The organism is Geobacillus sp. WSUCF1, from assembly GCF_000422025.1.
In the GTDB taxonomy this organism is placed as follows: Bacteria; Bacillota; Bacilli; order Bacillales; family Anoxybacillaceae; genus Geobacillus; species Geobacillus zalihae.
This window is the reverse complement of sequence record NZ_ATCO01000082.1, coordinates 1-11,206: the sequence shown is the minus strand read 5'-3', so window position 1 is coordinate 11,206 and position 11,206 is coordinate 1. Positions and strand designations below refer to the sequence as shown.

The window sequence follows — 11,206 nt, the reverse complement described above, 5'->3', positions numbered from 1 at the left end:
TCTTTTCTGTTAACAGGTTTGTTAAAGTGCCAAAATTGCAATGGGGATTTAATTGGAAAAGATCAGCGAACGACGAGTAACCAGGGAAAAGTATATGGAAAGAAAGTGTATTTATGCAAATCATGCAATTATAAAATCGATGCAGACGACGCACATCAAACGGTATTAAAAGTATTCAGAAGTTATCAAGGTGTAGATACAGAGAAACTGATCTCGGCTGTTCAGGAAAAAGTGGAAACAGAAATTAGCAACATCAAGAAAAGTATTGAGGATTTAAAAGTGTCATGGCAAACAGAAAAACGAAAACTCCAGCTTTGCGATATTGAAATTGAAAAAGCCTTTAAAAGGAAGGAAGAAAAGGAACCTCACATCAAAATATTGATCATTACAAAAGATCGAATCCTAAACAAAGTTCATCAAATTGAACGTTGGATTGAGGAAAAAGAGGCAAAAATAAAATTCTTAGAAGAGGTTCAAAAAAATGAAAATTTAATTAGAGATCATTTAAAACAATTTCAGGCTCCTGTCTCTAGCTGCAATGAAGATATGCGAGCGTTGTTCCTGTATTTATTTGAAGAAATTATGGTTAATAAAAAAGGACATTTGCAATGTAAACTACGTTTCAATTTAGATGATAAATGATACAAAAATCTCCTCATTTGCAGGAGATTTTTTTATTTATGTAATAACATATCTCGGTGATTAGGTGCATATATTGGTAGGTAAAGCAATTTTTCTCGGTAATTAAGGGTAGGACCCGATCGCGATCAGCCCCAAATTACCGATATTGATACGACTGAAATTCAAGAAAAACCTTTGATTTCAAGGGACAAGCTGGGGTTTGTCCTAATTTTATTATGGACAAGGAAGTCCTTTTTTAACAGTTCTCGGTTATTTGGATAGAGGAGATTTGGAAACTCGGTAATTAGGTTGGTTAAGTATTACTGTTACATCTTATCGATCCAATGTCAAAGATGATTAGACCAACTGTGTTGAAGAATATGTTAGTGCAATACCGTGTCAATGCTTAAAACAGAATAATGAGAATTAGAAAAAGAAATCGAAACTAAACAACAAGATCTAATTCTATTCTCATTACAACTTTAAACAAGGAGGAGAGAACTTCCTTGTTTTTTAGCGACTAAAGTAAAGTTACATCACTAATGTTATGATCATAAATTTACCTTGATTCAAAATTAGATTAGGCGAACAAGCAAAATTGTTCGGTTTTGGAGTAGTAACAAGGAAAATCCAAGGATTTGCAGTTCGGCAAGGAGGTAGTTGAGGGATATGAAGGTTTTATATTAAAAAGAATCAGAATACTAAATGGGTTTTTGTTGAAATAAAGGTAATTTATTCGTTAAAATATTGGTGGTATCTGCCAATTGGGGGAGGTTTAATTGTTAATTCCATTTTGGTTTCGTTTATTATTTCTTTTTATGTCTTATTTTCCTTTATTTTTGGTACTGTTTATAAAATTTTTTAATTATGAATTCCTTGTTTATTGTATTAAATATTGGAGGTTTATCGATATATTGTTTCTGTTAGAGATTAAAACATTAAATGGAGTAATGGGACTTATATCAACTTTGCTGCTGGTAATTTCATTATTATCGATATTGTTTATATTGTTTGAATTAAGAACCACAGAGAAAAAAAAGGATTGGACAGAAAAAATATACCATTAAGAAAATACAACCTAGGGATAGGGATATATTAGTTTACCTTGTTACTTATGTTTTACCGCTGATTAGTCTAGATATGGATAATTTTAGGGATATAATAGTTTTATTTGTTCTTATTCTTTTAATATTCTGGTTATCGATGTATTCAGATTTACTTTATGTCAATCCAGTTATGGCAGCTCTAAAATTAAGAATATACGCTATCGAAACAGATTTAGGTGAAGCACTCCTTATTTCTAAAAATGATAAATTCGAGGAATGCTTAGGTAAAAAAATAATTTGTTATCGTTTTATTAGAGATAAAGAAACAGTATTAATCGATGGGAGTAGGGGGCAACAAAATGAATGATGAATTGATTTATGTAAAAGAAAAAATTAATGAAATGGAACATAACAATGATTACGTTTACCAGTTATTTATAGTAGGTTCTGTACTAAGAGAAGGAACACAATCTGTTTATGATGATTGTGATCCAAAAGAAATTCCAATCGACCAATCAGTACAAGATTGGTTGTTGGGAACCACAAAGGCTTTGCTAGAGGATGTAACAGAAAATTATCAAGTATTAAATATTAGAGAAGTTGACGAAGAAAGCGAGACAATAAAAAGATATATTGAAATAAATAATTTAAATCAACTTTATTTATGGACTCAGCGTATAAATAATGAGCAAGTTGAAAATGATGCAAGGACTTTAATAAATAGAGATGATTTTAAACCTAAAGTGTTATTAGCGAAACTTGAAATTGATGATGAAATGAAGGTTTATTTTTTAAAAATAATAAACGAAAGTGTATTTCTAAAAAAACGTAAAATACTTGAAGTTGTGGATAGAGGTGATTATCAGATCTCCCAAGAAAGAGACAAGAAGCTTTTTTTAGACGATCAATGGGACGGAATTATAATTGGTAATAATGTTCTATTGTACAATGAAAATAAAATTTTATCTTTGTTTAGATATTATGAAAGATTTAGACAAGCAGCAGATGAAATAGTCGAACAGATAATGGAAAAAGGGATTGTTTCAGATGATTCTAACTTTTTACAATTTGTTCAGTCTCAGATAAGTCTTCAAAAGAAGCTAGCTAAGGCAGCTGATTATGGGTTGGAACGCATAAAAAGAGAGCGTATTGAGGAATTGATAAATACTGGCATGATTAATTTGCAATTAGATGAGCAAGGCAGGATAGTCTGTACCACAAAAGAAGAAGCGCGATTGGTTATTGATGTAATATTAGACAATTTTGTTTCCTCTTTAATTACTGATGATAAATACCGAGCTATCAATAAAATGCGTATACAATAATTACTGTGTTTTGTTGTGTCAGTGTTGGAATAAAATAAGCATCTTAGATAAACGAAGGCTGGGCGACGTATTGGCATCAGCGCATTTTGCGCGAGATGGATTTGACGAGCGATGAGGCGATTGAATTTGCGAAACTGAACGCCAACGTCGTGCAGCCGTCGCGCACCGGCATCAATCCGTACTATTTAGGGCTGAAAATTTTTGAGGACATCGAAGAGCGCTGGAACAACCCGACGGAAGAGATGAAAAAATACGGTGTCAAGCCAGGCTCAGGACGGGCGAAAATTTTTGAAGTGCGCGAGCTGGAATCCGATATTTCGTTTTTGCGCAACTATTTGACGAAAGAGCTGATCATGCGGGAAGATATGTACTTATTCCAAAAACAAGGGAAAGATTACAAAATTGTCGACAAGCATTGGGAACATATTCGCGACCAACTCGTCAGCATGCGGGTCAACGGCGGGTTTCCGTATATCACGGTCAATGACGGCGACTACATGCGCAATGGGGAGCTGTATTTAAAACATTGGTATGAAGGGATCGAACTCGATCTGAAGTATTTGGAAAAAGTATTGCCCTACATTTATCAGTTGTGGGGCCGTCCGGTCCATATGGAGACGGTTGTTGAAGAGAAGCCGATGTTGTTTACGTATGACGGGAAGACGGTGCATCGGAAGTATTTGTGATCACGAACGGCAGGGGCATCCTGCTTTTTTTGTTTGTCACGGCAGATATGTGAAAAATGTCACAAATTATTCGAATTTGCGATGGATAAGAGCGGGAAGTTTATGGGATAATAAACACAACTGATTTGTGATGTTTATCACAATTATGTCGTGTAGGACTTTACGGAGGGGAAGGAACGTGTGGAAACGGCAAGAAACGTGGCTCATATGGATTAGTTTTTTGGCGGCGGCCGCCGTGTTCGTTTCGTTGATGGGACGGCTGTTTTCACAGGGGGGATGAAATATGCACGAGTATGATTCAGTGTGGCTCAGCCGCGTGCTGACAGAGTTGACGCTGACGTTTCACATCATTTACGCCACGATCGGCGTTGGGATTCCGCTTATGATCGCCATTGCCCAGTGGATTGGGATTCGGAAACATGATATGCATTATATTTTGCTTGCCCGTCGTTGGACGCGCGGCTTTGTCATCACGGTGGCGGTCGGGGTTGTGACCGGAACGGCGATCGGCTTGCAGCTGTCGCTTTTATGGCCGAACTTTATGCAGCTGGCTGGCCAAGTGATCAGCTTGCCGCTGTTTATGGAGACGTTCGCCTTCTTTTTTGAAGCCATTTTTCTCGGCATTTATCTGTATACATGGGACCGGTTTGAAAACCAGAAAAAACATTTGCTGTTGCTCATTCCGGTGGCGATCGGCTCTTCGGCTTCGGCCATGTTTATTACGATGGTGAACGCCTTTATGAACACGCCGCAAGGGTTTGAGTTGAAAAACGGCGAGCTTATCAACATCGACCCGATCGCCGCAATGTTCAATCCGGCCATGCCGACAAAAGTCGCCCACGTGCTGGCGACGGCGTATATGACGTCGGCGTTCGTGCTCGCTTCGATCGCGGCGTGGCATTTATGGAAGGGCAACCGACACGTGTACCATCGCAAGGCGCTTCATTTGACGATGAAAACGGCGCTCATTTTTTCCGTAGCGAGCGCTCTTGTCGGCGACTTGTCAGGCAAGTTTTTGGCCGAATACCAGCCGGAAAAGCTGGCGGCGGCCGAATGGCATTTTGAAACGAGCTCCCACGCGCCGCTCTTGTTATTTGGCACGCTGACGGAGGATGGGGAAGTGAAGTATGCCATTGAAATTCCATATGCGTTAAGCATTTTGGCGCACAACCACCCGGGGGCGGTCGTGACGGGGCTGAACGACATTCCGAAAGATGAGCGCCCGCCGCTTTATATCCACTATTTGTTTGATGCCATGGTGACGATTGGCGTGTTTTTAATGATTTTATCGGCTGCTTATTGGCTTGGATCGATTTTTCGTTGGAAATGGACAGCGAAAAACTGGTTTTTTGGATTGTTGACCGCAGGGGGGCCGTTGTCGATGATCGCGATTGAAACCGGATGGTACTTGGCGGAAGTCGGCAGGCAGCCATGGATTTTGCGCGGCTATATGAAAACGGCCGAGGCCGCAACATCGTCTGCCCATGTCGATGTGATGCTTGTGTTGTTTTGTGCGTTATACCTCGTATTAGGAATCGCAAGCGTGATCGTCCTTGTCCGTTTGTTTCGCCAAAACCCGATTGAGCGGGAGCTGGCGGAGCGCGGGGAGGTGGCGCCATGACGCTCGAAGTGGTCGGGATTTCGGTGCTATGGCTGTTTTTGTTCGGCTACATTATCGTGGCTTCAATCGACTTCGGAGCTGGGTTTTTCAGCGCCTACAGCCATTGGGCGAACAAACAACATATTTTGCATCGCATCATCCAGCGCTATCTGTCGCCAGTATGGGAAGTGACAAACGTCTTTCTCGTCTTTTTCTTTGTCGGAATCGTCGGCTTTTTCCCGAAAACGGCGTATTATTATGGCTCGGTGTTGCTTGTTCCGGCCAGCATTTCGATTGTTTTGCTCGCCATTCGCGGCTCGTACTATGCGTTTCACACCTACGGAGGGACGGAGCGGAACTGGTATTTGCTCGTTTACGGATTGACAGGCTTGTTGATTCCTGCCTCGCTGTCGATCGTTTTGACGATTTCGGAAGGCGGATTTGTTGAAAAAAACGGCCATGCATTGGCGCTTGATTACGGTGCGTTGGTTGCCAGCCCGCTGTCGTGGAGCGTCGTGTTACTGAGCGTTACAAGCGTCCTTTACATTTCCGCCGTGTTTTTGACGTATTATGCGAACGCGGCCGGGGATGAGCGGGCGCGGGAGCTGCTGCGCCGCTATGCCCTTCTTTGGAGCGGGCCGACGATGTTGTCGGCGCTGCTCATTATTTACCAGCTGCGCTACCATAATCCGGAGCATTACGCCAACTTATGGAAGATGGCATGGGTGTTGGCTGTTTCATTTTTGTTTTTTGCCGCTACCGTGTATTGGCTTTGGAAAAAGCAACGGTTCGGCCGGGCGTTTATCGCACTGGTGTGTCAATACGCGTTTGCATTTTATGCGTACGGTATTTCGCATTATCCGTATTTGCTTTACCCGCACTTGACGATTTACGATGGGTTCACCAATGAAACGATGGCGGTGGCGTTAATTGCGGCGTTTATCGCGGGGCTGTTGCTGCTCATCCCGTCTTTGTATTTGTTGATGCGCCTCTTTTTGTTCAATAAAGCGTACGTCAAAGGGAAATGGGAAGGAGGGAAAGGATGATGCAAACGTTTTTGATCATGTATGCGCCGCTGATGATTGTTGCCCTTTCCGTCGTTGCCGCCTTTTGGGCCGGATTGAAAGATGCACGGATCAATGACTGAACGCGATGGAGACAAGGATGCATAGTTTGCCGCCAATCGCTCACACTAGCGGATGACAACGAATCAAGGAAGGGTGGGCGATCATGAAAGAAGTGCTGCAACGTGTAAAAGAACAATTGGAGCAGGCATTTGAAGAGCCGCGTTCGACGAGCCTTGACGGGGCGATTCGTGAGCTCGAACGGTTAAAAGCGAGCGCCGGGGACAAACGGCAAATGATCGAAGACGTCATCCAGGCGGTGACTCACGCGCGCAATGCACGAATGGAGCTGGCCGAGGCTGGAGATGAATCGGCGACAAACGCTTTCGCTGAGGCCTATCGGGCGCTCGATCAAGCGATTGAATCGTACAGCGGCGTCGATAACGACCCGGTGTAAGACGGATGGGGGCCCCCTCGGCCTTCATCTGTCGGAAATACGCGGAAGGCGGATGGATTGCAAGCATTTGGCTGATGTGTTATACTGATTGGCAGCCAAGTAAATACAGGGAATGTTTTCTAGGGTTCCGCAGCTGCCAGACGGCTGGCCTGTGACCGAGAGAAACCGCGCGTCATTCTCGCGTACACGGAGGGACAAAAGCCCGGGAGGAGCATCGTTTCGATCGTTCTCGCGGCTTTTTTATTTTCGCTAAAAAAGGAGGACGGGGCATGGCGTGGGTTTGTTTAATAGTTGCTGGTTTGTTCGAAGTTGTATGGGCGATCGCGCTGAAATATACGAACGGGTTTGCCCGCTTTTGGCCTTCTGTTGTGACGATTGCGGGGATGGCGGCGAGCTTTTACTTTTTATCACTGGCGATAAAAACGTTGCCGATCGGCACCGCCTATGCGGTGTGGACGGGAATCGGAGCGCTCGGGGCGGCCTTGGTCGGCATGTTGTTTTTAAACGAGCCGGTCAACGCGCCGCGGGTGACGTTTTTGCTTTGCATTCTTGTCGGAGTCATTGGTTTGAAGTTTACGGCGGGGCAATAAATTGGATTCATTTCTTGTCAAGAAAAAGAGTTGACAACAGGTATAAATATTGAATATCATGGAAATATAAAAACGAATATAGTTTCTTTATGTTAAAGGGGAGTAGCTTTAACAGCAAAGTCGTCAGTTCAGGGCGCACGCCCTCGGCTTTGTTGGCAACGGCGACGTTGTTAGCGAGACCTTTACCGATGTGGGTAAAGGTCTCTTTTACTTATGAAGGCCTTTACCAAGGATGGTAAAGGCCTTCTTTCATGTCATGAAACAAAAGGGGGGAAGATAATCGTAAAAGAAGATAGGTTCGGCTTCAAAAAGAACAAAAAGCGGAGGGGATGGCATGCGTAAATGGTGGAAACGGCTTCGCTTCATCGTCCATGTCCGGCGTTTTCTACCGTTTTTGTTCGAATTTTTCGTTTCTCATGAAGTGCCAATGCGAAAAAAATTGTTTTCCGTCGGTTTGCTGCTTTTGTATATAGCGTTGCCGCTTGACCTCATTCCAGATTGGCTTGCGTTGTTTGGTTTGATCGATGATTTGACCGTCTTCCTATTTATTTTGCAACAAGTCATTAAGATGGCTCCAGTTTCATTAAAAGAAAAATATAACTTATAAAGGAGGATTCTTCCATGGATCTGTTGTCAGCGGAGTTTTGGACGGCGTTGCTGTCGATCGTCATTATTGATCTTTTGCTGGCAGGGGATAACGCCATTGTGATCGGATTGGCGGCCCGCAACTTGCCCAAACACCAGCAAAAAAAGGCCGTTGTCTGGGGGACGGTAGGCGCTGTCGTCATCCGGGCGCTGGCGACGATTTTTGTCGTCTGGCTGCTGAAAATCCCAGGGCTTTTGCTTGTCGGCGGCGTGTTGCTTGTCTGGATCGCCTATAAGCTGCTTGTTGAGGGGAAGGGCCATGACGATGTTGAAGCCGGGGGGAGTTTATGGGAGGCGATTCGCACGATCATCATTGCCGATGCGTTGATGGGGCTTGACAACGTATTGGCGGTTGCCGGAGCCGCGCACGGAAGTTTTCTCCTCGTGCTCCTTGGGCTGCTCATTTCTGTGCCGATCATGGTGTGGGGCAGCACGCTCATTTTAAAATGGATCGAGCGCTTCCCAATCATTATTACGATCGGCGCCGGTGTCCTCGCCTGGACGGCGGCGAAAATGATCGTCGATGAGCCGTTTTTAAAGGCGTATTTTGCCAATCCTGTTGTGAAGTATGGATTTGAGTTGTTCGTTGTCGCTGCGGTCATTGCGGTGGGAACGATGAAAAAACGAAAAAGCGCTAAAGAGCCGCAACCGAAAGCCGCCAATGAATAATTGGCGGCTTTGTTCATTAGACAGCTACGGAACGGATGGCCGCCTCCATCTTAATAAAAGAAACTGAAGCAGCCATCCGACGGTCAGCCCTGGGATGACCGATAAGATCGGCAGCCAAATCGGTCCAAAAAATACACCGCCAATCGTCACGTGCGCCGAGTACATCAAGCCGACTGTCACAAAATAGGCGGAGAAGACAAACGGCAAAAACGAGTACGGCGTCCGTCCGCCGCCAGCGTCTTTAAACGCATCCCACATGGCGAAAAAGTATAAACATGGGTAAAACATCAGCCATCCAATATCGATGATGCGGGCGGCCTCATCCGTGCGCCCCAAGAAGCTGAGGCGGATGGCTTCATTGAAATGAGATTGGGTGTTAATCACAAATTCCAACGCAATAAACAAAATTCCTTTTATATACTTTTTGTTCAACAGTTGCCCGAATCCAGGCAAAGCAATGCTCCATAACAATGCTTCGATCGCCTTCACCTTCTCGAACCCTTTACTGAAATAGTAGTTGATCGTTGTTTTGTCCATTGCGCCGTCAGATGGAGCTGGAGACAATCAATGGGTGCTTCATAGTCAGTTGCTGGTTAAGCCGATGGGTGCAATTACATTTTTTGCGCCAAAGACTTGTTTTATACTTTTGTGAAATAGGAATGGGGAAAAACGTTCCTATAGAACCAAACGATACGTTAGTTGAAGATGAAAAAATATCTTTAAATTTTTCAGAATAATGAATATAATAGTAGCGTAAAGGATTTTGACAAATAAAAAAGGAGGAAGCCGTGTGAAGGGGCTAAAATCGATTTTGTTATGGGGCCTGATTTCCGTCCTCGGGGCCGCAGCGTTTGCCATTTTGGCTTTAAGCCGCGGCGAATCGGTCAACGCCATGTGGCTGATCGTCGCCGCTGTCTGCACGTATGCGGTCGCCTATCGTTTTTACAGCCGGTTTATCGCCCGCAAAGTGTTCGGTCTTGATGATAACCGGAAAACGCCGGCTGAGGTGTTCAATGACGGAAAAGACTATGTTCCGACGAACAAATGGGTGCTGTTCGGGCATCACTTCGCCGCTATTGCGGGTGCGGGACCGCTTGTCGGACCGATTTTGGCCGCGCAGATGGGGTACTTGCCGGGGACGCTTTGGATTGTGATCGGCGTTGTGCTCGGCGGAGCGGTGCAAGACTTTGTCATTTTGTTCGCTTCGATGCGCCGAAACGGGAAGTCGCTTGGCGAAATGATCAAGGAAGAAATGGGACCGGTGACGGGCTTGATCGCAGCGCTTGGCATTTTGGGCATTATGATTATTTTATTGGCCGTATTGGCGCTCGTTGTTGTGAAAGCGCTTGTCGGAAGCCCGTGGGGGATGTTTACGATCGCCGCGACGATTCCGATTGCGATTTTGATGGGCATTTACATGCGCTTTATCCGCCCGGGGCGTGTGGCAGAGGCGTCGCTTGGGGGATTTGTGCTGTTGATTTTGTCGATTGTGGCCGGTCAGTACGTCGCAGAGCACCCGACGCTCTCGGCGATGTTTACGCTCAAAGGGGAAACGATCGCCATCTTAATGATCATTTATGGCTTCGTTGCCTCGGCGCTGCCGGTATGGCTGTTGCTTGCGCCGCGTGACTATTTGAGCACATTCTTGAAAATCGGCACCATCGTCGGATTGGCGCTTGGCATTTTCGTTGTGATGCCGGATTTGCAAATGCCGGCAGTGACGAAATTTATCGACGGTACAGGACCGGTCTTCGCCGGCAATTTGTTCCCGTTCTTGTTCATCACGATTGCCTGCGGCGCGGTGTCTGGATTCCACGCGCTCGTTTCATCCGGTACAACGCCGAAGATGATTGAGCTTGAAAGCCATGCGCGGCCGATCGGCTACGGTGCGATGTTGATGGAGTCGTTCGTCGCTGTCATGGCGATGGTGGCGGCTTGCGTCTTGACGCCAGGGGCGTATTTTGCCATCAACAGCCCGGCGGCGGTGATTGGCCAAGATGTGGCACAGGCGGCAAAAGTGGTATCGTCATGGGGTTTCACCGTAACGCCGGATATGCTTGCGCAGCTGGCGAAAGACGTCGGCGAGCAAACGGTGTTGTCACGCACGGGCGGGGCGCCGACGTTGGCGATCGGGATGGCGCACATTTTATCGAGCGTCATCGGTGGCAAGGCGCTTATGGCGTTCTGGTATCACTTTGCCATCCTGTTTGAAGCGCTGTTCATTTTGACGACGATTGACGCCGGCACGCGCGTCGGCCGTTTCATGATCCAAGATATTATGGGCACGTTTTACAAACCGCTTGGCAAAACGGATTCGCTTGCCTCGAACTTGATCGCCACGACCCTTTGCGTATTGGCATGGGGTTACTTCCTATACCAAGGCGTCGTCGATCCACTGGGCGGCATCAACACGCTATGGCCGCTGTTTGGCATCGCCAACCAAATGTTGGCGGGCATCGCCTTGTTGTTTGCGACGACGGTTCTATTTAAAATGGGCAAAAAG

At 45.4% G+C, this 11,206-nt stretch carries 10 protein-coding genes, 2 pseudogenes and 1 riboswitch; of the genes and pseudogenes, 11 read left to right on the top strand and 1 reads right to left on the bottom strand.

What is annotated here, in order from left to right; all coding sequences use genetic code 11:
- The 10 genes and pseudogenes from I656_RS07545 to I656_RS07585 all read left to right on the top strand — a co-directional run.
- Positions 1-642, top strand: a pseudogene (locus tag I656_RS07545) (serine recombinase); the annotation flags it as partial.
- 1,182 nt (positions 643-1,824) lie between these two features.
- Positions 1,825-2,034, top strand: coding sequence for a hypothetical protein (locus I656_RS18660; RefSeq protein ID WP_164832327.1), 210 nt, complete (start codon positions 1,825-1,827; stop codon positions 2,032-2,034).
- Positions 2,027-2,992 carry a Kiwa anti-phage protein KwaB-like domain-containing protein gene (locus I656_RS07550; protein WP_011230106.1) on the top strand — a complete coding sequence of 322 codons (966 nt, stop codon included), beginning with the start codon at positions 2,027-2,029 and terminating at the stop codon, positions 2,990-2,992. The genes I656_RS18660 and I656_RS07550 overlap by 8 nt, the downstream gene beginning before the upstream one ends.
- Positions 2,993-3,039: 47 nt before the next feature.
- Positions 3,040-3,678 (top strand): annotated as a pseudogene (locus I656_RS07555) (SpoVR family protein); the annotation flags it as partial.
- A gap of 283 nt (positions 3,679-3,961) precedes the next feature.
- On the top strand, positions 3,962-5,299 hold the full coding sequence (locus I656_RS07560) for a cytochrome ubiquinol oxidase subunit I (protein ID WP_020755174.1): 1,338 nt from the start codon (positions 3,962-3,964) through the stop codon (positions 5,297-5,299).
- On the top strand, positions 5,296-6,324 hold the full coding sequence (locus I656_RS07565) for a cytochrome d ubiquinol oxidase subunit II (RefSeq protein WP_020755173.1): 1,029 nt from the start codon (positions 5,296-5,298) through the stop codon (positions 6,322-6,324). Before I656_RS07560 ends, I656_RS07565 begins: the two co-directional genes overlap by 4 nt.
- Before the next feature lie 184 nt (positions 6,325-6,508).
- Positions 6,509-6,799, top strand: a complete 291-nt coding sequence (locus tag I656_RS07570; protein WP_020755171.1) for a hypothetical protein — start codon at positions 6,509-6,511, stop codon at positions 6,797-6,799.
- Positions 6,800-6,907: 108 nt separating this feature from the next.
- Positions 6,908-7,010: riboswitch (guanidine-I (ykkC/yxkD leader) on the top strand.
- Between the two features lie 58 nt (positions 7,011-7,068).
- Positions 7,069-7,389, top strand: coding sequence for a quaternary ammonium compound efflux SMR transporter SugE (gene sugE, locus I656_RS07575; RefSeq protein ID WP_013523018.1), 321 nt, complete (start codon positions 7,069-7,071; stop codon positions 7,387-7,389).
- 334 nt (positions 7,390-7,723) lie between these two features.
- Positions 7,724-7,996, top strand: a complete 273-nt coding sequence (locus I656_RS07580) for a YkvA family protein (RefSeq protein ID WP_013146272.1) — start codon at positions 7,724-7,726, stop codon at positions 7,994-7,996.
- A 14-nt stretch (positions 7,997-8,010) separates the two neighbouring features.
- Entirely contained in the window at positions 8,011-8,703 is a 693-nt protein-coding gene (locus I656_RS07585; protein WP_020755169.1) for a TerC family protein, read from the top strand.
- Positions 8,704-8,727: 24 nt separating this feature from the next.
- Here the strand turns inward: I656_RS07585 and I656_RS07590 are convergent, their stop codons facing one another.
- A complete protein-coding gene (locus tag I656_RS07590) occupies positions 8,728-9,192 on the bottom strand; it encodes a hypothetical protein (RefSeq protein WP_033005688.1) in 465 nt (154 codons plus the stop codon).
- 301 nt (positions 9,193-9,493) lie between these two features.
- Here I656_RS07590 and I656_RS07595 point away from each other — a divergent pair.
- A partial coding sequence (locus I656_RS07595; protein WP_020755167.1) for a carbon starvation CstA family protein occupies positions 9,494-11,206 on the top strand: 1,713 nt, incomplete at its 3' end.

Bases quoted from the DNA above. Each gene is read 5' to 3' on its own strand.
- I656_RS18660 (WP_164832327.1), top strand. From the start codon at position 1,825: ATGTATTCAGATTTACTTTATGTCAATCCAGTTATGGCAGCTCTAAAA.
- I656_RS07570 (WP_020755171.1), top strand. From the start codon at position 6,509: ATGAAAGAAGTGCTGCAACGTGTAAAAGAACAATTGGAGCAGGCATTT.
- I656_RS07565 (WP_020755173.1), top strand. From the start codon at position 5,296: ATGACGCTCGAAGTGGTCGGGATTTCGGTGCTATGGCTGTTTTTGTTC.
- I656_RS07585 (WP_020755169.1), top strand. From the start codon at position 8,011: ATGGATCTGTTGTCAGCGGAGTTTTGGACGGCGTTGCTGTCGATCGTC.
- sugE (WP_013523018.1), top strand. From the start codon at position 7,069: ATGGCGTGGGTTTGTTTAATAGTTGCTGGTTTGTTCGAAGTTGTATGG.
- I656_RS07550 (WP_011230106.1), top strand. From the start codon at position 2,027: ATGAATGATGAATTGATTTATGTAAAAGAAAAAATTAATGAAATGGAA.
- I656_RS07580 (WP_013146272.1), top strand. From the start codon at position 7,724: ATGCGTAAATGGTGGAAACGGCTTCGCTTCATCGTCCATGTCCGGCGT.
- I656_RS07560 (WP_020755174.1), top strand. From the start codon at position 3,962: ATGCACGAGTATGATTCAGTGTGGCTCAGCCGCGTGCTGACAGAGTTG.